The organism is Pseudomonas sp. NPDC088368 (genome assembly GCF_044753445.1).
In the GTDB taxonomy this organism is placed as follows: Bacteria; Pseudomonadota; Gammaproteobacteria; order Pseudomonadales; family Pseudomonadaceae; genus Aquipseudomonas; species Aquipseudomonas bambusae.
Map to the genome: position 1 here is coordinate 174,158 of NZ_JBIVNG010000008.1, position 22,476 is coordinate 196,633.

General features: G+C 61.8%; 19 protein-coding genes. 13 read left to right on the forward strand and 6 right to left on the reverse strand.

The window, feature by feature from the left end:
- Positions 1–30: 30 nt before the first annotated feature.
- From ACIQAL_RS18875 to ACIQAL_RS18895, 5 genes are all read left to right on the forward strand, one after another.
- On the forward strand, positions 31–702 hold the full coding sequence (locus ACIQAL_RS18875) for a TetR/AcrR family transcriptional regulator (protein WP_341957831.1): 672 nt from the start codon (positions 31–33) through the stop codon (positions 700–702).
- A 91-nt stretch (positions 703–793) separates the two neighbouring features.
- Positions 794–2,188, forward strand: a complete 1,395-nt coding sequence (locus tag ACIQAL_RS18880; RefSeq protein WP_401148196.1) for an MFS transporter — start codon at positions 794–796, stop codon at positions 2,186–2,188.
- Positions 2,189–2,316: 128 nt separating this feature from the next.
- Entirely contained in the window at positions 2,317–3,084 is a 768-nt protein-coding gene (locus ACIQAL_RS18885; RefSeq protein ID WP_401148199.1) for an SDR family NAD(P)-dependent oxidoreductase, read from the forward strand.
- Between the two features lie 15 nt (positions 3,085–3,099).
- The gene (locus ACIQAL_RS18890; protein WP_401148201.1) at positions 3,100–4,308 is read left to right on the forward strand and encodes an acetyl-CoA C-acyltransferase; all 1,209 of its coding nucleotides are present in this window, start codon (positions 3,100–3,102) and stop codon (positions 4,306–4,308) included.
- A 91-nt stretch (positions 4,309–4,399) separates the two neighbouring features.
- Positions 4,400–5,173, forward strand: coding sequence for an enoyl-CoA hydratase (locus ACIQAL_RS18895; protein ID WP_401148203.1), 774 nt, complete (start codon positions 4,400–4,402; stop codon positions 5,171–5,173).
- 16 nt (positions 5,174–5,189) lie between these two features.
- On the opposite strand, the gene ACIQAL_RS18900 is transcribed toward ACIQAL_RS18895, so the two are convergent.
- Positions 5,190–6,752, reverse strand: a complete 1,563-nt coding sequence (locus tag ACIQAL_RS18900; protein ID WP_401148205.1) for a type VI secretion system Vgr family protein — start codon at positions 6,750–6,752, stop codon at positions 5,190–5,192.
- 336 nt (positions 6,753–7,088) lie between these two features.
- Between ACIQAL_RS18900 and ACIQAL_RS18905 the strand changes: the two genes are divergently transcribed.
- The gene (locus tag ACIQAL_RS18905) at positions 7,089–7,790 is read left to right on the forward strand and encodes a YebC/PmpR family DNA-binding transcriptional regulator (protein WP_401148206.1); all 702 of its coding nucleotides are present in this window, start codon (positions 7,089–7,091) and stop codon (positions 7,788–7,790) included.
- 110 nt (positions 7,791–7,900) lie between these two features.
- Here the strand turns inward: ACIQAL_RS18905 and ACIQAL_RS18910 are convergent, their stop codons facing one another.
- A complete protein-coding gene (locus tag ACIQAL_RS18910; RefSeq protein WP_401148208.1) occupies positions 7,901–9,187 on the reverse strand; it encodes a leucine-rich repeat-containing protein kinase family protein in 1,287 nt (428 codons plus the stop codon).
- Between the two features lie 57 nt (positions 9,188–9,244).
- Entirely contained in the window at positions 9,245–9,793 is a 549-nt protein-coding gene (locus ACIQAL_RS18915; RefSeq protein WP_166594439.1) for a TetR/AcrR family transcriptional regulator, read from the reverse strand.
- Between the two features lie 118 nt (positions 9,794–9,911).
- On the opposite strand from ACIQAL_RS18915, the gene ACIQAL_RS18920 reads away from it, so the two are divergent.
- Both ACIQAL_RS18920 and ACIQAL_RS18925 read left to right on the forward strand, forming a co-directional pair.
- Positions 9,912–11,105 carry an MFS transporter gene (locus ACIQAL_RS18920; RefSeq protein WP_401148586.1) on the forward strand — a complete coding sequence of 398 codons (1,194 nt, stop codon included), beginning with the start codon at positions 9,912–9,914 and terminating at the stop codon, positions 11,103–11,105.
- 111 nt (positions 11,106–11,216) lie between these two features.
- Positions 11,217–12,815: a lactate dehydrogenase gene (locus ACIQAL_RS18925; RefSeq protein WP_401148211.1), complete on the forward strand. Its 1,599-nt coding sequence runs from the start codon at positions 11,217–11,219 to the stop codon at positions 12,813–12,815.
- A 46-nt stretch (positions 12,816–12,861) separates the two neighbouring features.
- Here the strand turns inward: ACIQAL_RS18925 and ACIQAL_RS18930 are convergent, their stop codons facing one another.
- Positions 12,862–13,620 carry an anti-sigma factor family protein gene (locus ACIQAL_RS18930; RefSeq protein WP_401148214.1) on the reverse strand — a complete coding sequence of 253 codons (759 nt, stop codon included), beginning with the start codon at positions 13,618–13,620 and terminating at the stop codon, positions 12,862–12,864.
- A complete protein-coding gene (locus tag ACIQAL_RS18935) occupies positions 13,617–14,129 on the reverse strand; it encodes a sigma-70 family RNA polymerase sigma factor (RefSeq protein WP_341957849.1) in 513 nt (170 codons plus the stop codon). The genes ACIQAL_RS18930 and ACIQAL_RS18935 overlap by 4 nt, the downstream gene beginning before the upstream one ends.
- Positions 14,130–14,306: 177 nt before the next feature.
- Here ACIQAL_RS18935 and ACIQAL_RS18940 point away from each other — a divergent pair, with 177 nt between their 5' ends.
- The 3 genes from ACIQAL_RS18940 to ACIQAL_RS18950 all read left to right on the forward strand — a co-directional run bounded on the left by ACIQAL_RS18940 (position 14,307) and on the right by ACIQAL_RS18950 (position 16,559).
- Positions 14,307–15,392 (forward strand): catalase family peroxidase, encoded by a 1,086-nt coding sequence (locus tag ACIQAL_RS18940; protein WP_401148216.1) that lies wholly within the window; start codon positions 14,307–14,309, stop codon positions 15,390–15,392.
- Positions 15,389–15,937 carry a cytochrome b gene (locus ACIQAL_RS18945; protein WP_401148219.1) on the forward strand — a complete coding sequence of 183 codons (549 nt, stop codon included), beginning with the start codon at positions 15,389–15,391 and terminating at the stop codon, positions 15,935–15,937. Before ACIQAL_RS18940 ends, ACIQAL_RS18945 begins: the two co-directional genes overlap by 4 nt.
- A 76-nt stretch (positions 15,938–16,013) precedes the next feature.
- Entirely contained in the window at positions 16,014–16,559 is a 546-nt protein-coding gene (locus ACIQAL_RS18950) for an MgtC/SapB family protein (RefSeq protein WP_401148221.1), read from the forward strand.
- A 35-nt stretch (positions 16,560–16,594) separates the two neighbouring features.
- Here the strand turns inward: ACIQAL_RS18950 and ACIQAL_RS18955 are convergent, their stop codons facing one another.
- On the reverse strand, positions 16,595–16,771 hold the full coding sequence (locus tag ACIQAL_RS18955) for a hypothetical protein (protein WP_401148223.1): 177 nt from the start codon (positions 16,769–16,771) through the stop codon (positions 16,595–16,597).
- Positions 16,772–17,101: 330 nt separating this feature from the next.
- On the opposite strand from ACIQAL_RS18955, the gene ACIQAL_RS18960 reads away from it, so the two are divergent.
- Together ACIQAL_RS18960 and treS are read left to right on the forward strand one after the other, a co-directional pair.
- The gene (locus tag ACIQAL_RS18960; protein ID WP_401148225.1) at positions 17,102–19,138 is read left to right on the forward strand and encodes an alpha-1,4-glucan--maltose-1-phosphate maltosyltransferase; all 2,037 of its coding nucleotides are present in this window, start codon (positions 17,102–17,104) and stop codon (positions 19,136–19,138) included.
- Positions 19,139–19,154: 16 nt separating this feature from the next.
- Complete coding sequence (gene treS / locus ACIQAL_RS18965) at positions 19,155–22,475, forward strand: maltose alpha-D-glucosyltransferase (protein ID WP_401148228.1); 3,321 nt, start codon at positions 19,155–19,157, stop codon at positions 22,473–22,475.
- The last annotated feature ends 1 nt before the right edge of the window (position 22,476 follow it).

The following is a 22,476-nucleotide window of genomic DNA, read 5'->3' on the forward strand; positions in this document are numbered from 1 at the left end:
GGCGGATTCCACCGTGGTCGTGAGCCAAGCATGAAAACTGTCGACGACACTCTTGTCGAAGCGTCCGTAGAGTCGCCACGCAAGGGCCGCAAGAACAATCCGGAAAAAACCCGCGACGGCATCCTCCAGGCCGCCGTCGCTGAATTCGTCGCCCAAGGCCTTTCAGGTGCGCGGGTCGACGCCATTGCCGAACGTACGCAAACCTCCAAACGGATGATTTATTACTACTTCAACAGCAAGGAACAGCTGTACAGCGAAGTGCTGGAGAAGTTGTACGGCGACATCCGCCACACCGAAAGCAGCCTGAAACTCGACGTTCTGCCGCCCATGGAGGCGATTCAGCGTCTGGTCGAATTCACCTTCGATCACCACGACCGCAACGTCGATTTCGTGCGCATCGTCTGCATCGAGAACATCCACAATGGCGAAAACGTCAAACAGTCTCCGACCATTCGGGCGCTGAGCCAGCATGTGCTGCAAGCGCTGGACGAGACGTTGCGGCGTGGAGAAAAAGAAGGCGTGTTTCGCGAAGGTGTACAGGCGGTCGATCTGCACATGTTGCTCAGTTCGTTCTGTTTCTACCGCGTGTCGAACCGCCACACTTTTTCGGAGATTTTCCAGATCGAGCTGGAAGACCCGCACATCAAGGCCCGGCACAGGGCAATGGTGAGCGATTCGGTGATGCGGTATCTCAAACCATGACGCCGTTTGCCGCCACTGAGGCCAATTTCCTCTGCGCGTGACGCCCTGAAACCGCTACGCTAGAGCACTGCCCATTCAAGGACCGGTGCCGATGTCGCAACGCCAATCCACCCTGATCGCGCTGTTGGTGGCGGTCACGTTTTTCATGGAAAACCTCGACGCGACAGTGATCGCCACGGCCTTGCCGCAAATGGCGAAAACGTTTGGTGTGGCGGCAGTCGACCTGAACATCGGCATGAGCGCCTACATGCTGGCCATCGCGGCCTTCATTCCCATCAGCGGCTGGCTGGCGGATCGGCTGGGCTCGCGGCTGGTGTTCGGCGGCGCCATCGTACTGTTCACGCTGTCTTCGTTGCTCTGCGGGTTGAGCACAGGGCTGGAGGCATTCGTCGCGGCGCGGGTGCTGCAGGGCATCAGCGGCGCGATGATGGTCCCGGTCGGACGACTGGCCGTCATGCGTGCCACGGAGAAAAAGGACCTGGTCCGCGCCATTTCTCTGATCACCTGGCCAGGCCTCGTAGCGCCCATTCTCGGGCCGCCTTTGGGCGGCTTCATCGTCACGCATGCCTCATGGCCGTGGATTTTCTACCTCAATCTGCCACTGGGCGCGCTGGCCTTGATTGCCACCTGGGTCTTGATCCCTCGACGCAATGACGTCAGCCCGCGGGCGTTCGACTTTCCCGGTTTCGTGCTGGTAGGGATGGCGTGCATGGCGTTGCTGTACGGCATGGAGATGCTTGGGCAGGCCCGTGGCAGCCATTGGCCCGGGCTGCTGGTGACGGCCATCGGCCTGGTCAGCGCCGTGCTGGCCTGGGCACACATGCGCAAGCGGGCCGAACCGCTGTTGAACGTCAATGTGGTCGGCATCCGCACGTTCAGCGTCAGCCTCTTCGGCGGCTCGCTGTTTCGCATCGCTATCAGCACCTTGCCGTTCCTGTTGCCATTGATGTTTCAACTGGGCTTTGGCCTGTCGGCGTTCGATTCGGGGCTATTGGTGTTGGGCGTGTTCGCGGGGAACCTGGCGATGAAGCCCTTCACCAGCCCGATCATGCAGCGCTGGGGCTTTCGCGCCGTGCTGATGGGCAACGGGGTGATCGGTGTGCTGGCCATCGCGGCCTGTGCGTTGCTCGACGAGCGTATGAGCTGGGGCTTGATCCTGTTCATCCTGTTTGTGGGCGGCCTGTCGCGGTCGATGCAGTTCACGGCCTTCAACACCCTGGGGTTCGCCGACGTGCCGAAGCCGCAGATGAGCGACGCATCGACGATGTTCAGCATGTTTTTCCAGCTGAGCATGGGCGTGGGGGTGGCCATCGGCGCGTTGCTGCTGCGCGGCTCGATGTATCTGCACGGCAACGACGGTCAGGCGCAGACGGCGGACTTTCAGCTGACGTTCGTCGGGGTGGCGCTGATCGCATTGCTGGCGTTACTGGATAACCGGCGGCTGTCCTCCGAATCCGGTGAGGCGGTGCTGCAGCGCAAGGCGTGAGCGACGGCGTGACGTCACGCACTGTCCAAAACCGTCATCGCGGCTGCGCGCTTTGACTATTGCCCATTGCCGGGACAGAGCGGAGTATTTCGTCACTCGAACAATAAGAAGTGAAGGACGGCACAATCATGCAGATCGAAGGCAAGGTATTTCTGGTCAGCGGCGGCGCATCGGGTCTGGGCGCGGCGACCGCGCAGATGCTGATCGAGGCGGGCGCGAAGGTCATGCTGGTGGACGTCAATGGCCAGGCGCTGGACACCCAACTGCACGTGCTCGGCGTCAATGCTCGGGCCAGTGTCACCGACATCACGAATGAGGCCGCTGCGCAGGCGGCGGTGGACACGGCGCTGGCTGAGTTCGGCCAGATCAATGGCCTGATCAATTGTGCGGGCATCGTCGGCGCGGAAAAAATCCTCGGCAAGGAAGGGCCCCATGGCCTGGACAGTTTCAGCCGGGTGATCAACGTCAACCTGATCGGCAGCTTCAACCTCCTGCGTCTGACCGCTGCCGCCATCGCCGAGAGCGTGGCGGACGAGGGTGGCGAGCGCGGCGTGATCGTTAACACAGCGTCCGTGGCCGCGTTCGACGGCCAGATTGGTCAAGCCGCCTACGCGGCGTCCAAGGGCGCCATCGCCAGCCTGACCTTACCCGCCGCCCGTGAACTGGCGCGGTTCGGCATCCGGGTCATGACCATCGCCCCCGGCATTTTCGAAACCCCGATGATGGCCGGCATGACCCCGCAGGTGCGCGAGAGCCTGTCCGCAGGCGTCCCGTTCCCGCCACGGCTCGGCAAGCCCGACGAATACGCCGCCCTGGTGCGCCACATCATCGAAAACAGCATGCTCAACGGTGAGGTGATCCGTCTCGACGGTGCCTTGCGCATGGCTGCTCGCTAATCGAGGACATTCGACATGCCACACAACCAACGTCAGCCCCAGAACGAAGACCCCGTGGTGATCGTCAGCGCCGTGCGCACGCCCATGGGCGGCTTCCAGGGAGACCTCAAAAGCCTCACGGCGCCGCAACTCGGCGCGGCCGCCATCCGTGCGGCGGTTGAACGTGCGGGGCTAGCGGCTACGGATGTCGAGCAGGTGCTGTTCGGCTGCGTGCTGCCTGCCGGACTTGGCCAGGCCCCGGCCCGACAGGCCGCCTTGGGGGCAGGCCTGAGCAACGGCACCTTGTGCACGACGCTGAACAAGATGTGCGGCTCCGGCATGCAAGCGGCGATCATGGGCCACGACCTGTTGCTGGCGGGCAGCGCCGAGGTAGTGGTCGCTGGCGGTATGGAAAGCATGTCCAACGCGCCGTACCTGCTGGACAAGGCGCGCAGCGGTTATCGCATGGGCCACGGGCAGATCGTCGATCACATGTTTCTCGACGGGCTGGAAGACGCCTACGACCGTGGCCGGCTCATGGGCACCTTCGCCGAGGATTGCGCGTCATTCGACAGTTTCAGTCGCGAGGCCCAGGACGCGTTCGCCATCGCCTCGCTGACCCGGGCCCAAGAGGCCATGAAGCAGGGGCATTTCGACGCTGAAATCGTCCCGGTGCAGGTGACTGTCGGCAAAGAGCAGAAAACCGTCTCCCAGGACGAGCAACCGCCGAAAGCCAGGCTGGACAAGATCCCACAGCTCAAACCGGCCTTTCGCGAGGGCGGAACGGTCACGGCGGCCAACTCCAGTTCAATTTCCGACGGCGCAGCGGCGTTGACGCTGATGCGTCAATCAGAGGCCGAACGGCGAGGGCTGAAGCCTTTGGCGGTGATTCGTGGCCATGCGGCGTATGCCAACCAGCCCAACCTGTTTCCGACCGCACCGGTTGGCGCCATCGAAAAACTGATGCGCAAAACCGGCTGGTCCCTCAGCGATGTGGACCTGTTCGAGATCAACGAGGCGTTTGCCGTGGTCGCGTTGGTGACCATGAGCAAGCTGGAACTGCCCCACGAAAAAGTGAACGTCAACGGCGGCGCCTGTGCCTTGGGCCATCCGATTGGTGCCTCGGGGGCGAGGATTCTGGTGACCCTGTTGTCGGCGCTGAAACAGCGGGGATTGCAACGCGGTGTGGCCGCCATTTGCATCGGTGGCGGCGAAGCAACGGCCATGGCGCTGGAGCTGGTTTAATCGTTCGAATTCAACGGGTTAGAGCTTTAGCTTGAAGTCGGGTAATGCTGTTTCTGGCTTCGACAATTATTGATTAACGGGATGAAGAACAATGACTTACGAAACGATCTTGAAGGAAATAAAAGGTCGGGTTGCGTTGCTCACGCTTAACCGCCCACAAGCACTGAATGCCCTCAATGCGCAGTTGATCAGCGAGCTCAATCACGCGCTGGATGAACTCGAACGCGACCGTGACATTGGCTGCATCGTGCTGACGGGCTCGGCCAAAGCGTTTGCCGCCGGTGCTGATATCAAGGAAATGGCCGAACTGACATACCCGCAAATCTATCTGGATGACCTGTTCAGCGACAGCGATCGGGTGGCCAATCGCCGCAAGCCGATTATCGCGGCGGTGTCCGGGTTTGCGTTGGGGGGCGGCTGTGAACTGGCCCTGATGTGCGATTTCATCCTGGCGGCGGACAACGCCAGGTTCGGTCAGCCGGAGATCAAGCTCGGCGTGCTTCCGGGCATGGGCGGCACGCAGCGCCTGACCCGCGCCGTGGGCAAGGCAAAGGCCATGGAAATGTGTCTGACCGGGCGCATGATCGACGCCGAGGAAGCGGAGCGTTCCGGACTGGTGGCGCGCATCGTGCCTCAAGCGCAATTACTCGAAGAGGCGCTGAAGGTCGCCGAGAGCATCGCCGCCAAGTCGTTGCCGGTGGCGATGATGGTCAAGGAAAGTGTCAATCGCGCGTTCGAGGTCAGCTTGTCCGAGGGCATCCGCTTCGAACGTCGGGTGTTCCATTCGGCGTTTGCCAGCGCGGATCAGAAGGAAGGCATGGCGGCATTCATTGAGAAGCGTGAACCAAGCTTCAAGCACCGCTGATCAGCGGCGGCTGACCTCACATGCCGTCGCCTCCCTTGGCGTGCGGCGTATACCGGACGCCGTGCTCGTTGATGTGCAAGGTAGCGCGGGCGCCGCGCAGGGTCAGGGGTTGCTTGCTGTCAACGAGCACAGGCGCTGGCTCGGGCGGTATCGTCGATGGCGACGCAGCGTCCCGGGTGGTTGCCTCAAGGACCGAATGCCGTTCAGGTCCCTCGGCCATGCCACAGACCAGCGGCTGGTCGGGGTCACCTTCGAAAAACTGAATACGCAACGCCATCCCAGCGCGCGGCTCGGAGAGACTGCCGACAACCCGTGCCCAGCTGTCCCTGAACGGACTCGCCGGACCTTCGGTCTGCCATCCATACCGAACCCTGACGCGACCGGCTTCGTCCGCTCGTCCGTCGATCAGGGTGGCGGTTTCCAGCGACGCCACGATGGGTTTTGGGTGCTCCATGGACGGCCTGAACGGCATTGTCCACGGCAGCACGCTAAAACTGTTTTCGTAGCCCGCCAGCGCTGGCCGGTCTGCGCCCGGCGGGACAAGCAGCCATTGCGCAACGCCCATGTCGGCGGCGCCCTCTGACGCCATGGCCTGCAAGATATGGATGACGTCGTTGGAGGTGCAGCCCCTTAACGGCGCCAGTTGCCAGGCGCTGTGGCGCACATCCGTCAACAGCGATTGATCATTGAGCAATGGGTCTGGCTGTCCGTCCACGCGTACGACCAGGCCTGCGCGAAACCAGGGCAAGCGGCTGCGGCCCCTGATTTCCCGCCGTTCACAGCGCAGCCGTTCCAGCAGGCGGACGCTGATCTGTTTCTGCTGCTGTTGTGCGAGGGGGCGATTGGCGTTCTGCACCGCGCAAAGGCGCTGATTGTCGGCATCGGAATGGTGTTGAGGTGCAAAGGCCTGGGGCGTGTAATGCTCGCCCGCATGGCTGCTGTAGCTGGCCTGCACGGACAGTCGCTCGGCGAGGTGATCGATCGGGGCGGGCGCCGACCCTTCCGGGAAACCCATCGGGTCGTCGGAAAACACCAGGATATGCCGTTGAAGAGCGTGTTCATGGCGAAAGGCAATGCCTTCTTCTTCGCACAGCCTCTGCAGGAAGTGCAGGTCGCTTTCGTCGTATTGCAGGCAATGAGGTCGGCGGGGATATACGCCGATCAAGTGATCGAAGCGGAACGCCCCGTCAGTCAGGCCGTGGTCGTGCAGCAGCCGCGTGAGAATTTGCGGCACCGTCAGCCCGTTGAATGCGCGACGCCGGGTCGGGCCGCACAGTTGCTGGAGGGCAGGGCTCAGGCGTAGCCGGTACACGCTGAGGTCAGCGCCGCGATACAGTTGTCGGGCGTCGCTGATCTGCCCATGCACGCCATGCAGCGGGGCAGGCGTGCCGCCGATCTCCAATCCAGCGTTGCATTGGCGCAACGAAGCCAGATCCAGCGCAGGATCAGGGCTCACAAGGTCGATGTCGAAGCAAAATGGCGCATTGAGTCGATCACGACCCTTGACGCCGACGACCAGCAGATCGCTTGGGCGGCTGGCGATGGACAGGGTCATCGTCACTGGCGAGTCTTTGTGCATCGAGTGGGGCACCGTGAAATTTCGGGGTGCAGAGGGTACGAAAAGCGGCGCCACAAAGGGGCCAGTTCTGTATTTTCAGAAAGGGACTACAGGCCGCGTCGCCATATCCAGAGCCGTGTGTTGACGTTTTCCGGGAAACTTATCCGCGCTCGTTTGATCGACGGCAGCACGTCAGGGGTTTCATATGACGCCAGCGCGTATAAAATGCGGCGGGCGCCAGCGTTCTGTCCTGGCGCGTCATCATCGTTCACCTTTTCAGCATTCACCGTCTTCGGTCCGACGCGCCACGCCGGATCGGCCCCGACGGTGTACTGCCACCGGAACAAGAGAGTAATCATGGGCGCACAGTGGAAGGTCAAACACAAAGAAGCAGCAGCCAATGCCAAGGGCAAGATTTTTGGCAAGCTGTCCAAGGAAATCATGATTGCCGCGCGTTCCGGCGCTGATCCCGACATGAATTCGCGCCTGCGCCTGGTGGTCGAGCAGGCGAAGAAAGCCTCTATGCCCCGCGAGACGCTGGAGCGCGCGATCAAAAAGGGCGCTGGCCTACTGGGCGAGCACGTGCACTTCGAGAAACTGACCTATGAAGGGTTCGCGCCGCACAAGGTGCCGGTGATCGTCGAATGCCTGACCGATAACGTCAACCGCACGGTTGCCGAGATCCGTGTGCTGTTCCGCAAGGGGCAAATGGGCGCTGCGGGTTCGATCACGTGGGATTTCGATCATCTGGGCATGATCGAAGCGGCGGGCGACGGTAAGGCCGACCCGGAAGAAGCCGCCATCGAAGCCGGTGCGCAGGACGTCGAGCCGGGCGACGAGGGCGTGACCCTGTTCTACACCGAAGTCACTGACCTGGACGCCGTGTGCAAGGCGCTGCCAGAACAAGGCTTCACTGTGGAATCCGCCAAAATCGGCTACCGCCCGAAAAACCCGGTGTCGGGCTTGAGCGACGAGCAGATGGCCGAAGTTGAAGCGTTCCTGGAAGCGATTGACGGCCACGATGACGTGCAGGACGTGTACGTCGGTCTGGCCGGTTGATACCACGGTGGGTCAGTGACTGATTGGAGTGATTGACCCACCTCATCACTGCGGCTGTGCCTCCGGCATCTCCGAAGAGTCCGAGGCCGCCGCACGCCGGTGATGTTTGCCTAGCGATCCAGTAGCGCCAGCACCTCGGCAAACCCCGGTCGTTTCATGACCTCAGGCTGAACGCAGCGCGCCGTCAGCCCCCGCAGCACAGCCGTTTCTTCGTCAGCCCCGTCGCAACACGTCAGCAACTCATCCAGCAATATTCCGAACGCCCGCACCTCGATGCGCTCCAGGGTCTGGCCTGTCGTTTCATCGGGATAAAACGCGGCAGCGCCGAAATCCCCCAGCAGACTCTCGCCCTGTTCCGCCCAGAGGACGTTATGGGCGTACAGGTCGCCGTGATTGATGCCTTTGCGATGCAAATGCCCGCAGGCGTCGGCAAGGCCGTGGGCCATGCGCCGCACCGTCGTAAGGCTCAAGCGCGTGCTGCCGTAGACGTCGCGTGTGCAGGAATCGAGGCTGGGCGGGCGGGCCAGGGTGATGAATCGCGGAGAAATCAGCTCCATCACCAACCCTCGCGCCTGCTGCGGGTGATCGAACACTTGCCCCAGGACGGGAATCAGGTTCGGGTGCTGACCGGCGGCAATGCACGCAGCCATTTCATTCAATGGGGAGCCATCGCTGGTCAGCTCGCCCTTATAGAGCTTGACGGCCACCTCTTCGATCACTCCGTCGTCGTGCTGCCATTCAGCCTGCTGAATCACCCCGGAAGCGCCTTCTCCCAGCACCTGATGCAAGGTCAGCGCTGACCAGGGAATCTGCCGGATGGGCTCCTCAGTGTGAATGTCGTTCAGCGGGTTGCCTGAAAACGCCAGCCAGGCGAGCGCGGGCATCTGCAGCAGCCAGTCCGGCAATCGGCGAATCTCGTTGGACGCTATGCGCACCAGCTCCAGCCGCTGACACGCCGCCAGTGACGGGGGCAGAGTGCGCAATCGGTTTCCGGCCAGCATCAGTTTTTGCAAGTGTTCGAAACGACCCAGCTCGTCAGGGAGTGATTCCAGGCGGTTATCCGTCAAGACGAGGGCGCGTAGACGGGGTGGCAGCGAGCGGGGCGATACCTCGGTGATCCGGCACGCCTTGAAGCCGACGAAAAACAAATGCTCGCACTGGCCCAACGCTTCGGGCAGGTGGGTAAACAGGTTGTTGGAACAGAACAGGATCTTGAGGTGTTTGAGCCGGTGCAGATCGGCCGGCAGCTCGCTGAGTTGATTGTCCGACAGGTTCAACACCTCCAGCGAATCGCTGAGGCTGAAAATCTCGTCGGGAAACGCCGTGAGGCCGCAGCTGAGGTCCAGCCGTTTGCTGCCCGCCAGGGTGCCGGCGCGCAGGTCTGCGAGAGTGTGCATGGGGAAAAGGCCCGTGGTTCAGGGCCGGTCATGATAGCGAGTTCGTGAGCGTCGCGCTCAACCGAGGCAGCGATCCAGCAGCTGATGCATGCGTTCGAGGGTAGGGGCCGACTCGGCGTAGAGAATCCGGTACACCATGGGCGCCACGACGGCATCGACCAGTTCATCGGCGGACGGGCTGCGCTCGCCGCGCAAGTGGGCGCGGTCGATGATGATCTGCAACTGATCACGGACCATGTTCAGGCACTTGCCCGAGCACAGGGTTGCGCTGCTGGCGACCACGTCGCGCATCATTTCGCGGCCCGGTGCGGAATTGGTTTCTTCGAGGTAGACCTCGACCCAAGTGCGCAGGTCCTCGCGCAGACTGCCGCAATCCACCGGTTCATCGGGGCGCAAACGTTCCACTGCCGCATCGGCCAGCAGCGACGTCAAATCGCCCCAGCGACGGTAAATGGTCGAGGGCGTGACGCCCGCACGGGCAGCGATCATGGGCACGCTCAACGCGGAACGGTCCTGCTCTTCAAGCAAGTCGCGCACGGCGGCGTGGATCGATGTCTGCACCCGGGCGCTACGGCCGCCGGTACGAATGCCTTCTTTGATAGCCATGAATCGGACCTTAACACAAAGTATTTGCTTTAAGCGGTTTCTGCTCGCACACTCTCTAACGCAAATTAATAGCTTTTATGGTGTGCTTTTTCGGGAGAGTGTACGCGTGTCTGAATCGATGCAGAACCCGCAAGTCGATGGTCGGAGCCGGGGCCACCTCGGGTATTTTGCGTTTGTGATGCTGTGCTTCTTTGCCGCTTCCAGTGCCCCGACGCCGCTTTACCATGTGTATCAGCAGGCGTGGGGCTTTTCTTCCGCGCTGCTGACGCTGATTTTTGCGGTGTACGCCTTGAGTTTGCTGGCGACGTTGTTGGTGTTCGGTTCGCTGTCAGACTATTTGGGTCGGCGTCCAGTGATCCTCGTCGCTCTGCTGCTGGAGGCCTTGTCGATGCTCTTGTTCATCGGCGCCAGCGACGTCAGTTGGCTGATCGCCGCCCGCGTGTTGCAAGGGGTGGCGACGGGGATCGCCAGCAGCGCGTTGGGCGCGGCGATGCTCGACACCGATCAGAATCAGGGCCCGTTGATCAACAGCATTGCGCCGATGTTCGGCATGGCGTTGGGCGCGCTCGGCACCAGCGCGCTGGTCGAATACGCGCCAATGCCGTTGCTGCTGGCCTTCATTCTCCTGCTGGCGGCCTTCGTGGCGCAGATCCTGTACCTCTGGCGCGTGCAGGAAACCGTCAGCCCGCAACCCGGTGTGTTGAAGACCCTGAAACCCAGGCTCTATGTGCCGCAGCGTGCGCGCAGTACCTTGCTGCTGGTGTTGCCAGCGGACATCGCCGCCTGGGCGCTGGGCGGGTTCTTCCTGTCGCTGGCACCTTCATTGCTCGCCGCCGCGACCGGCTCGAAATCCGTGCTTCACGGTGGTTTGGCGGTGGCGGCTCTGACGATCAGCGGGGCGATTTCCATCATGAATCTGCGCCTGCGCCCGCCCCAATTGGCGCTGTTGGTGGGGTGCAGCTTTTTGGCGTTGGGCGTGTCGGTGATTCTGCTGGCGGTCAACGTGGGCTGGCTGTGGCTGTTCTTCAGCGGCGCGGTGGTGGCGGGGATCGGGTTTGGCGCCAGCTTCCTGGGGGCGTTGCGGTTGCTGCTGCCGCTGGCCCACGCCCATGAACGGGCGGGGCTGATGTCGACGTTTCTGGCGTTGAGCTACCTGGCGTTCTGCGTCCCGGCGCTGCTCGCCGGGCTGGCGGTCAAAAGCGAGGGGCTGGTGGTCACGACCAATGTGTACGGGGGCGTAGTGGTCGTGTTGGCGTTACTGGCCCTGGGCGGGTTGCTCATGCAGCGCATGACCAAGGCGCGCGCGGCCTGACCTCGGATTGCACCGAAAACGGGCGCGGCGCCGCCCATTCCCTAAAGTCAGGGGCGGTGGTGCCGATAAACCGGCTGGGACACACTCGACTCAATTGAGCATGGAACAGCTATGACTTCGATTTCCTCTATCACCTCCGCGCAGCCTCTGGTGGTCACCCCGACACTGGCGACTCAGCCGGTGGCCACCGCAGCGGTGGCGACGACCCCGAGCACCGCATCGCCTTCGTCTGTCGTGATGTTGGGGCAGGACACCCTCGTCACTAACGCACAGACCTACACCGCCCGTGGTGTGATTGCCGACGCCGATGTGCCGCCCGCGTGGGAATACACGCGGCAGGATTCGGTGACCCTGGCGATGCAGGGCAACTTCAGCACGACGAATGGTGTGGGCCGTTTCCAGGGCCTTGGCGCCACGCTGCTTGCGCAACTGGCGCAGACGGGCAAGGGCATTTCCCAGTCGGTGATCAGCTCGCCTTCCGGACGAACCCTTGAACCCTCCGAGCTGGCGGCCGCCCAGGACAAACTGCACAGCAGTGCCGCCGACAACAGCATAAGCCTGACCCTGAAGACCGCCAGCGGCAAGACCGTGCAGTTGACCCTTTCCAGCAGCGAAAACGGGCTGGCGGTACAGGCACAGGTCAGCGGTGGCGACCTGAGCGACGACGAACTCGCCGCGCTGGGCAAGATGGCGGACGGTTTTCAATCGGCCATCGACGGGCTGACGGCGAAACCTCCTCAGCTCAAGCTGGACGCGTTGACGCAATATGACAGCAATGTGTTTTCGTCGGTGGCGCTGAGCACCCGCATCAAACTGAATGACGGCAGCGTCCAGACCCTCGACATGAATGCCGACGCCGACCAGCGTTCAGTGCGCATGAGCGGTGCGTCAGGCAATCTGGACATTTCGGTCGATCTGAAGAATGCCGCCATTATCGGCAACAGCGACCAGCAGGCGAAAGCCGTTAAAAACTACGTGAGTCAGATTGAAGCCGCCCGGACACGCGGTGACGGCGACGCACAATTGCTCTCCCTGTTCGAAGACGGGTTCAAGACGCTGCACAGCCAATACCCCGGAGCCCGGCCTTCCACTGCACCCCAGACCGTCAACTCCATCGACTTGACCGATACCGATCACGGCTTGCTGACGGGCCTGGCCGATTTCAAGGCGTCGGTCACCGAGAAGACCGAGGCCAGCAACCCGGCACGCCCTGATGAGCTGGACGCGTTCTCGTACAACCTGTCGCAATCGACGCAATCCAAAGGCCGGGATCAGTTGAACCGGAGCATTGTTCAGAACCAGCAATCGAGCCTGATTGCCAGTTACCACAAGGCGCTCACCGCAGGCCAGAAGCTGGACCTGAGCCGCGATCCGACGTCGCAGAATTACCTGTATTACCAGATCAACGATCAGGCCAGCAGCAAGACCAACATCGGTTACGACAAAGGGGCATTGGTGCAGGCGTCGGTCAGCCAGTCCGCAAGCCAGTCGACGCGTATTTCCAAATACGTGATGGGGCACCTGGAGAGCGACACGCGGACGCCGTTGTCATCGTCAAAAACCCAAAATTTCCTGAGCGTGCTGCAACAGGCGCTGCAACAGGATAAGGACGCGAAACAAGGCCGTGGCGTTTCGACGCTCAAGGACACCCTGGCGGGTATTCAGGACAAGGTATTGTTGCGGGGCAGTGCGAGCGACCTGGAGGGTTGAGCGGTGGATCTGTGACAGACCGGCTGTCTGACCCACCGCCCTCTGTTCAAATCGGCTGACGCAACGCCTGTCGCGCAGCCTTGACAGCAGGGTCATCGGCAGGGCTGACCACGGCGTAGTTGTAACCACCTCCCGACCAGTAATCGGCTTCCAGTTCGCCGTCCCGTCGCGTGCCGGGGGCCAGCAAATGATTGTTCGGGCCTGGCGGACGGATGTAAAAACTCAGCGTCCGTCCTTCGTCATCCTTGTACACCACCATCGCGGCGGCACCTTGTTCGGTGCTGGTCAGGCGCCCACTCACGGGTTTGAATCCGGCTGACGCCAGATCGGGCAGGCGGTTGGCCTGGGCGAAATGCTTGTCCAGCCAGACCTGCGCGTTGTTCGGCTTGTCGGTGTTCCAGTCGCTGGCCATGCTGTCGTTGACCGCGAACATCCGATAGGCCTGCACGGCGTCGGCCATGGGCTGAACGCCGCTGACGAGGGTCATTTCCCGGGCCTGCCAGCCACTCATTCCGCCGACACCGACCGCGATCAACAGCACTGCCGCGGTGGCGAACTGGCGGCTGCGGCTACGACGCACGCGCTGGCGGATGAACGCCGGGTCCAGGTCTGGGTTGGCCGGGCGATGCAGTTCGCCACTCAAGCTGGCGCGCAGGTTCTGGGCATCCCGCTGCCAGGCCAGCAGTTGCTGGGCCAGCTCGGGCTGCGTGGCCAGATACGTCTCCATCGTCTGCCGGTCGGCGTCGTTGAGCTGCCCATCGACGTAGGCGTGCAAGTCGCGTTCACTGGGAGGCAATGTCATCATTTCAATATCCGCAGAGCAGGGGTGGTGATTTCGCCTTCGCTGAGCAGGCGCAAAGCCTGGCGCGCGCGAGACAAGCGGGACATGACGGTGCCCACGGGGACGCCGAGGATTTCCGCCACTTCGTTATAACTCAAGCCTTCGACAGACACCCAGAGCAACAGCGCACGTTGCTCGGTGTTCAGCCGTTCGAATGCCTGCAGCGTGGTTTGCGCGACCACGGTGCGCTCCACGGAAGGCTCATGGTGATCTTCCTTGCCGCCGGTAAACAGCTCCAGCATGCGACTGTATCGGCGCGAACGTCGATGGGCGTCGAGAAATTGCCTATAAAGAATGGAGAACAGCCAGGCGCGGAGGTCGCCTTCCGGGCGTTTGCTGCTCCAGGCAGACAAGGCTTTTTCAAGGCTCGACTGCACGAGATCATCGGCCGTGCTGTGGTCACGGGTGAGCGATGCGGCAAACCGACGCATTCGTGGCAGCAGCTCTCGTAATTGATCGTCGACATCATGCATAGGGTGATTTCCTGATCGATCGGCGGGATCGCTCGGATCGTATGACCAGAAAGACGCACGCCCGTGCAAGTTATTCCACCGCACACAAAATAAATATCACGCCATGGAATAAAGGCGTGTATGCCGCGTCCTACCGCTACATGAATGCAGAGAGGCCCCAGGCCCGGAGTGTGACCGATGATTGACCGTGAGCCGCCGTACCCCCGCAAACCACCCTTGACCCCCTCGGAGAAATTCGTTCGCCTCGCCGGTATTGGCCTGGTGGTGGCCATCGCCGCCGGCGCTTTCGCCTACGTGAATGGCAGCCTTGACCCACAACGCTTGACGCCTGCTCGGGTTGTCGATGTGTTCGAACACAGCAACGGCGTTCACCCCGGCTACCGTCGCAACCACCCCAAAGGCATCTGCGTCGCCGGGTATTTCGAGAGCAATGGCGCGGCGGCGACACTGTCCAAAGCCGAAGTGTTCGCCAGTGGCCGCACCCCGGTCGTCGGCCGGCTTGCATTGCCCACCGGCAATCCGTATTCGCCTGACAGCGCAGCGCCCATCCGCAGCTTCGCGGTGCAGTTCACCCAACCCAACGGCCAGCAATGGCGCACCGGGATGAACAGCATGCCGGTGTTCCCGGTGGGCACGCCTGAAGCGTTCGTCGACCTGCAAAAAGCCACCGCGCCTGATCCCAAAACCGGCAAGCCTGATCCGTCCAAGCCTCCGGCGTTCTTTGCCGCGCACCCCGAGGCCCAGCCGTTTCTGGCCTGGGTCAAAACGGCCAAGCCGTCTGCCAGCTTTGTGACGGAGACCTACAACAGCGTCAACGCATTTGTGCTGGTAGATACGCAGGGCAAGCGGCAACCGGTGCGCTGGAGTCTGGTGCCTGAAGCGAAAGGCGATGCACCGGCCCCGGACGCCAAGGATTACTTGCAGCAAGACTTGAGCGACAAACTGGCCAGCGGGCCACAGCGCTGGAACCTGGTGCTGACCCTTGCTAACCCGCAAGACCCGACCAACGATGCGTCCAAGGCGTGGTCCGGGGAGCACAAGACCGTGACGGCTGGAACGTTGGTGGTTGAAAGCGACAGCGCCCAGCTGGACGGCGCGTGCCGGGACATCAACTACGATCCGCTAGTGTTGCCGAGCGGCATCGAAGGGTCAGACGATCCGTTGCTGGCGGCTCGGTCTGCTGCCTACGCCTCGTCATACCTGCGCCGCACAGGCGAAGTCGATCAACTGAAAGCCGCGCCTGCCGAGGAGAAACAGCCATGAGTACGCCTACCTTGCATTTTTCGCCTCTGGCGCGCGCGTTGCACTGGTTGATGGCCGTGATGGTGATCGCCATGTTGTTCATCGGCGCGGGCATGGTGGCCTCGGTGTCCGAACGCCATGAGTGGTTGTTGAACATCCATAAACCGCTGGGGATTGCGATTCTGGCATTGGTCATCGTGCGTCTGATCGTGCGCTTCACCACGCAAACGCCGCCGTTGCCAGCGGATTTGCCTGCGGTGCAAGTGTTGGCGGCCAAGCTCTCTCACTACTTGCTCTATGCGTTGATGCTGGCGATGCCGTTGATTGGCTGGGCGATGATCTCGGCAGCGGGCGACCCTGTGATGCTCGGCAACTCAATCCGTCTGCCTTCCATCGTAGCCGCCCATGCCGAGACGTTTGCGTTTCTGCGCAAAGCCCATCGCTATCTGGCGTATCTGTTTTTCCTGACCATCCTCGCGCACCTCGCGGCCGCGTTGTTTCATGGCTGGATTCGCCGGGATGAAGTGCTGGACAGCATGTTGCGAGGGAAAACGCGGGGGTCATGATGCTGCTCGTCCGGTCGCACTCTTGCCTGTCGCCGTGGTCCATTGATCACCGCATCCCAGGCAAGGAAGACCCGTCATGAACGGTTGGTGGCAGGAAGTCGTCGAGACGTTGCGTTCCGAGTTCTCAGACATCACTGATGCGTCCCAACTGACGCGGGTGAGTGTGCGGCTGGTGATCGCGGCCGTACTGGGCGGGATTCTCGGTTTCGAACGCGAGCACAAAGGCAAGGCAGCGGGGGTGCGCACCCATATGCTGGTCTGCATGGGCGCGGCGCTGTTTGTTCTGGTGCCGCGACTGGCGGGCGCGGATGACGCTGCGTTGAGCCGGGTGGTGCAAGGCATCGTCGCCGGGATTGGCTTTCTCGGCGCGGGCACCATCCTCAAGGGCGACAAACTCAACACCCATCAAGTGAAAGGCCTGACCACTGCAGCGGGGTTGTGGATGACGGCGGCCATTGGCATCGCCGCTGGCATGGGCCGGGAAGCGACTGCCGTACTCAGCACGCTCTTGGCGCTGGGGATTTTCAGTTTGATGCCGCTGATCGTTGATCGGTTCGACCCGCCCGAGGAGCGGGACAAGGACCCGGCCCGCAAGACCGGCGGTGATTCGCACCAACCCTGAGCGCGACGGCGCGCACTCAGGGCTTCTTCATTCAATCATTCTGGAAACGTTTCACCCAGTACCGCAGGCGGCTCCTGACTGGGCGGGTCGCCCTTGGGCGGTTCGATGACAGGCGGCATGGTCGGCGGAGGCGGTTCTTCAGGTTTCGGCACCGGCAGTTCCGGATCATCGATGTTCGGATCGGGCGTTTCAGCGGGAACGGGAATGGTCATTGCTTCACCTTCCTTTGGCGCAGGTCGCAAGAGGCAATCGTGCCGGTTTTTTCTGCGCGCTCGGTGAGTTCGACAGTGAGTCGGATTGAATGATTCAGCGCAATTTCCCGGTGGTTTGCCAGCCCACGACTAAGCTGCCAACGGATCGATTTTTTGCCGCGCAAGCTCTTTGAACTTTTCCCCGAAACTGGCGTTCGGAACCTATGCGGCCAGATTCGGGCACACCTGCCCCGAGGTCGGACGCATGCAGATCAAGGATGAAGTGTCGACGAAATGGACTATTACGGACTTGTACAAGGAGCGTCCCTGGGGCGTGAGGAGTGATGCTCGATGAATGTGACTGCTGATCAGCCATACGGCCCGGATTCCCTGGCCACCGATGTTCCACACCCAACCCAGCCTTTATCCCTGACCCAGGCCCTGCAACTGCCGCGGATCGTCATCGAAGACACGCAGCCGGTGCTTGAGCACGGGCAATTGGCGGCCAAAGCCATCACCGGGCAACCCGTAACGGTCACCAGCAAGGTGTTCGCCGATGGCCACGACAAAATGGCCGTGCGCATCCGTTACCGCGCCGCCGACGAGCAGGAATGGCATCAGGCGCCGATGCGCGAACTGGGCAATGACAGCTGGATCGGTGAGTTCACCCCGACCTCAGTCAGCCGCTACCTGTTTCGCCTGGAAGCCTGGATCGATCAATTCGCCAGCTATCGCTATGAGCTGGAGAAAAAATACGCCGCCGGTGTGCCGGTCGGTCTGGAGCTGGAAGAAGGGCGTTTGCACCTCGTGCATGCCAGCGAACGCAGCCAGAACGAACTCAAAGGGCAGATCGATAGCCTGCTGAAACGTCTCGGCGAGAACACCGAACATGAAGCGCAGGTCACCGTGCTGCTGCACAGTGAAACCGCCGCGATCATGGCGCAGGCCGACAATCACGCGTTCCTCAGCCGCAGCCTTGAATTCCCGCTGGATGCGGAACGTGAACTGGCGCAGTTCGCCAGTTGGTACGAGCTGTTTCCCCGCTCGATCACCGACGATAAACATCGCCACGGCACCTTCAACGACGTGCACAGCCGCTTGCCGATGATTCGCGACATGGGTTTCGACGTGCTGTATTTCCCGCCGATTCACCCGATTGGCCGCGCGCACCGAAAAGGCCCTAATAACTCGCTGAAAGCCGGTCCCGACGATCCGGGCAGCCCGTACGCCATCGGCAGTGCGGATGGCGGTCACGACGCGATCCACCCGCAATTGGGCACCCGTGAAGACTTCCGCAATCTGGTCGCTGCGGCTGCCGAGCACGGCCTGGAAATCGCCCTCGATTTCGCGATCCAGTGCTCCCAGGATCACCTGTGGCTCAAGGAGCATCCGGGCTGGTTCTCGTGGCGCCCGGACGGCACGATCCGTTACGCGGAAAACCCGCCAAAAAAATACCAGGACATCGTGAACGTCGACTTCTACGCGCCGGATGCGATCCCTAGCCTCTGGCTGGAACTGCGCGATGTGGTCCTTGGCTGGGTCGAGGAGGGCGTCAAGATCTTCCGCGTCGACAACCCGCACACCAAGCCATTGCCGTTCTGGCAATGGATGATCGCTGACATTCGTGCGCAGCACCCGGACGTGATGTTCCTCGCCGAGGCCTTCACGAAGCCGGCGATGATGGCGCGCCTGGGCAAGGTCGGTTACTCCCAGAGCTACACCTACTTCACCTGGCGCAACACCAAGGCCGAGCTGGCCGAGTATTTCACCCAGCTCAATGAGTCGCCGTGGCGCGAATGCTACCGGCCGAACTTCTTCGTCAACACGCCGGACATCAACCCGCACTTCCTGCACGACTCAGGGCGTCCGGGCTTCCTGATCCGCGCCGCGCTGGCAACCATGGGGTCGGGGCTGTGGGGCATGTATTCCGGGTTTGAACTCTGTGAGTCGGCCCCGGTGCCGGGCAAAGAGGAATACCTGGATTCCGAGAAGTACGAGATTCGCCCTCGGGACTACACCGCACCCGGCAACATCATTGCCGAGATCGCACAGCTGAACCGCATCCGTCGTCAGAACCCGGCGCTGCAATCGCACTTGGGCCTGCGCATCTACAACGCCTGGAACGACAACATTCTGTACTTCGGCAAACGCAGCGCGGACGGCAGCAATTTCGTCCTCGTGGCCGTCAGCCTCGATCCGCGCAACGCGCAGGAAGCCTATTTCGAGCTGCCGTTGTGGGAAATGGGCTTGGCGGATGACGCGGCGACCCTGGGTGAAGACCTGATGACCGGCCACTCCTGGACCTGGTACGGCAAAACGCAGTTCATGCGCATCGACCCGAACTATCAGCCGTTTGGCATCTGGCGCATCAAGGCGCCAAACCAATAATTCAAGGGACGTGGTCATGGCAAAGAAACCCCGCAACGCTGCCTTCATCGAAGACCCGCTCTGGTACAAGGACGCGGTGATTTACCAGGTGCACGTGAAGTCGTATTTCGATTCCAACGATGACGGGATCGGCGACTTTCCAGGCCTGATCGCCAAACTCGATTACATCGCCGAGCTGGGCGTCAACACCATCTGGCTGCTGCCGTTTTACCCGTCGCCCCGGCGCGACGACGGCTACGACATCTCCGACTATCGCGGGATTCACAGCGATTACGGCAACATGTCGGACGCCAAGAAATTCATTGCCGAAGCCCACAAGCGCGGGCTGCGGGTGATCACCGAGTTGGTCATCAACCACACCTCGGACCAGCACCCGTGGTTCCAGAAGGCCCGACACGCAAAGAAGGGCTCCAAGGCGCGGGATTTTTACGTCTGGTCCGATGACGACCAGAAATACGACGGCACCCGGATCATCTTTCTCGACACCGAAAAGTCCAACTGGACCTGGGACCCGGTCGCCGGGCAGTACTTTTGGCACCGCTTCTATTCCCACCAGCCGGACCTGAACTTCGACAACCCGCAGGTGATGAAAGCGGTGCTGGAAGTCATGCGCTACTGGCTGGACATGGGCATCGACGGCCTGCGTCTGGACGCGATTCCGTACCTCATCGAACGCGACGGCACCAACAACGAAAACCTGCAAGAGACCCACAACGTCCTCAAGCAGATTCGTGCCGAGATCGACGCCAACTACCCCGACCGCATGCTGCTGGCCGAGGCCAATCAATGGCCGGAAGACACGCAGCTGTATTTTGGGGATCGCAAAGGCAAGGACGGCGATGAATGCCACATGGCCTTTCACTTCCCGCTGATGCCGCGCATGTACATGGCCGTGGCGCAGGAAGACCGTTTCCCGATCACCGACATCCTGCGCCAGACCCCGGAAATCCCGGAAAACTGCCAGTGGGCGATTTTCCTGCGTAACCACGATGAGCTGACCCTGGAAATGGTCACCGACCGTGAGCGCGACTATTTGTGGAACTACTACGCCTCCGACCGCCGTGCGCGCATTAACCTTGGCATTCGCCGTCGTCTGGCCCCACTGCTGGAACGCGACCGCCGCCGCGTAGAGCTCCTCAACAGCATGTTGTTGTCCATGCCAGGGACGCCGACCCTGTATTACGGCGACGAAATCGGCATGGGTGACAACATCTACCTTGGCGACCGCGACGGGGTGCGCACGCCGATGCAATGGTCCATCGACCGCAACGGCGGCTTCTCCCGGGCCAACCCGGCGAGTCTGGTGCTGCCACCGATCATGGACCCGCTGTACGGCTATCAGTCGGTCAACGTCGAAGCTCAGGACCACGACCCGCATTCGCTGCTCAACTGGACCCGGCGCATGCTCGCCGTGCGCAAACAGCAGAAAGCGTTCGGCCGGGGCACACTGAAAATGCTTTCGCCGAGCAACCGCCGCATTCTGGCCTACACCCGCGAATACACGGGGCCGGACGGCAAGACTGAAATCATCCTGTGTGTCGCCAACGTCTCCGCCGCTTCCCAGGCGGCCGAACTGGAACTGTCCCATTACGCGGGCACGGTGCCAGTCGAGATGCTGGGCGGCAGCGCCTTTCCACCCATTGGCCAGCTCAATTACCTGCTGACGTTGCCGCCGTATGGCTTCTACTGGTTCGTGCTGGCCGCGGAGAATCAAATGCCCAGTTGGCACGTCGAACCGGCCGAAAGCATGCCGGATTTCCCCACCCTGGTGCTCAAGCAACGTCTGGAAGAACTGCTGGACGAACCGCTGCGCCAGACCATGGAACAGACCTCGTTGTCGGTCTACTTGCCCAAACGCCGCTGGTTCGCGGGCAAGGGCACGGCCATCGACAACGTGCACATCGCTTACGCCGTACGCTTCGGCACGGCCGAACGCCCGGTGCTGCTCAGCGAAATCGAGGTCACGTCGGGCAGCGATGTGGCGCGGTATCAGCTGCCGTTCGGCTTCCTCGCCGAAGATGATTTCAGCAGCGCGCTGCCGCAGCAATTGGCCCTGGCCCGCGTGCGTCGTGGGCGTCAAGTCGGCTTGATTACCGATGCGTTCACCCTGGAGCCGTTCATTCGCGCCGTGATCAAAGGCATGCAGGACAAGACCGCATTGCCCACCGACGATGGCGAGCTGCGTTTTCAGCAGACCTCGAAACTGGCGGCGCTGGGACTGAACGGCGAATCTGAAGTGCGCTATCTGTCCGCCGAGCAATCCAACAGCTCGGTCGTGGTCGGCAACGCGCTGGTGCTGAAGATGATCCGTCGCGTGGCGGCCGGGACGCACCCCGAACTGGAAATGGGCGCGTACCTTACCGAAGCCGGCTACGAACACATCTCGCCGCTGCTTGGCGCGGTGGTGCGGGTCGACAAGGCGGGCGAGAGCAATCTGCTGATGATCGCTCAGGGGTATCTGAGCAATCAGGGGGACGCGTGGGAATGGACCCAGAACAACCTCGAACGCGCTGTGCGCGATCACATGGCTCACGGTTCGTCATCGGCGGAACAGCACGCCAATGCCTTGTTGGAACTCAAGGATTTCGCCGGATTGCTAGGACAACGGTTGGGTGAAATGCACGTGGTGCTGAGCGCGCCGACCGACAATCCCGACTTCAAGACCGAGGTCACCAGCGTCAAGGACAGTCAGGCGTCGGCCAAAAGCGTCGGGGCGCAGATCGAGCGCGCGCTGGACTTGCTCGAACAGCATCGCAATACCCTTGAACCCGGCGATCAGCAATTGGTCAGTGAATTGCTGGGTAAACGCAAACCGCTGCTGGCACAGGTGCAGAGCCTGTCCAAACAATCGGTGGGCGGCCTGCGCATGCGGGTTCACGGTGACTTGCACCTGGGCCAGATGCTGGTGGTGAAAGGCGATGCGTACCTGATCGACTTTGAGGGTGAACCGGCGCGTCCGCTGCAGGAGCGTCGCGCGAAGTACAGCCCATTCAAAGACGTCAGCGGCGTGTTGCGATCTTTCGACTACGCTGCCGCCATGGCGGTACGCAATGCCCAGAGTGCGGATAGCTCGCCTCAGGCAGAGGCCGCGCGCAAGCATGTGGCCGAAACGTATTTGAGACAGGCGCGGGACGCGTTTCTCGGGGCTTACAAAACAGCTACCGTCGACGTTGCCCACGCCTGGAAAGACACCAAAGGGGAGGCGGCCGCGCTGGCGCTGTTCACTTTGGAAAAAGCGGCTTATGAAGTGGCCTATGAGGCCGAGAATCGGCCGACCTGGTTGTCGGTACCGCTTCAAGGTCTACGTGGGCTGCTGGACTTGTCTGATGGAGAATGAA

Excerpts from the sequence above, each read along its gene's own strand:
- ACIQAL_RS18925 (WP_401148211.1), top strand. The coding sequence starts at position 11,217 with ATGACTTCGATTTCCTCTATCACCTCCGCGCAGCCTCTGGTGGTCACC.
- ACIQAL_RS18895 (WP_401148203.1), top strand. The coding sequence starts at position 4,400 with ATGACTTACGAAACGATCTTGAAGGAAATAAAAGGTCGGGTTGCGTTG.
- ACIQAL_RS18880 (WP_401148196.1), top strand. The coding sequence starts at position 794 with ATGTCGCAACGCCAATCCACCCTGATCGCGCTGTTGGTGGCGGTCACG.
- ACIQAL_RS18900 (WP_401148205.1), bottom strand. The coding sequence starts at position 6,752 with ATGCACAAAGACTCGCCAGTGACGATGACCCTGTCCATCGCCAGCCGC.
- ACIQAL_RS18935 (WP_341957849.1), bottom strand. The coding sequence starts at position 14,129 with ATGCATGATGTCGACGATCAATTACGAGAGCTGCTGCCACGAATGCGT.
- ACIQAL_RS18890 (WP_401148201.1), top strand. The coding sequence starts at position 3,100 with ATGCCACACAACCAACGTCAGCCCCAGAACGAAGACCCCGTGGTGATC.
- ACIQAL_RS18920 (WP_401148586.1), top strand. The coding sequence starts at position 9,912 with ATGCAGAACCCGCAAGTCGATGGTCGGAGCCGGGGCCACCTCGGGTAT.
- ACIQAL_RS18910 (WP_401148208.1), bottom strand. The coding sequence starts at position 9,187 with ATGCACACTCTCGCAGACCTGCGCGCCGGCACCCTGGCGGGCAGCAAA.
- ACIQAL_RS18915 (WP_166594439.1), bottom strand. The coding sequence starts at position 9,793 with ATGGCTATCAAAGAAGGCATTCGTACCGGCGGCCGTAGCGCCCGGGTG.
- treS (WP_401148228.1), top strand. The coding sequence starts at position 19,155 with ATGGCAAAGAAACCCCGCAACGCTGCCTTCATCGAAGACCCGCTCTGG.
- ACIQAL_RS18905 (WP_401148206.1), top strand. The coding sequence starts at position 7,089 with ATGGGCGCACAGTGGAAGGTCAAACACAAAGAAGCAGCAGCCAATGCC.
- ACIQAL_RS18945 (WP_401148219.1), top strand. The coding sequence starts at position 15,389 with ATGAGTACGCCTACCTTGCATTTTTCGCCTCTGGCGCGCGCGTTGCAC.
- ACIQAL_RS18930 (WP_401148214.1), bottom strand. The coding sequence starts at position 13,620 with ATGATGACATTGCCTCCCAGTGAACGCGACTTGCACGCCTACGTCGAT.
- ACIQAL_RS18960 (WP_401148225.1), top strand. The coding sequence starts at position 17,102 with ATGAATGTGACTGCTGATCAGCCATACGGCCCGGATTCCCTGGCCACC.
- ACIQAL_RS18940 (WP_401148216.1), top strand. The coding sequence starts at position 14,307 with ATGATTGACCGTGAGCCGCCGTACCCCCGCAAACCACCCTTGACCCCC.
- ACIQAL_RS18885 (WP_401148199.1), top strand. The coding sequence starts at position 2,317 with ATGCAGATCGAAGGCAAGGTATTTCTGGTCAGCGGCGGCGCATCGGGT.
- ACIQAL_RS18950 (WP_401148221.1), top strand. The coding sequence starts at position 16,014 with ATGAACGGTTGGTGGCAGGAAGTCGTCGAGACGTTGCGTTCCGAGTTC.
- ACIQAL_RS18875 (WP_341957831.1), top strand. The coding sequence starts at position 31 with ATGAAAACTGTCGACGACACTCTTGTCGAAGCGTCCGTAGAGTCGCCA.
- ACIQAL_RS18955 (WP_401148223.1), bottom strand. The coding sequence starts at position 16,771 with ATGACCATTCCCGTTCCCGCTGAAACGCCCGATCCGAACATCGATGAT.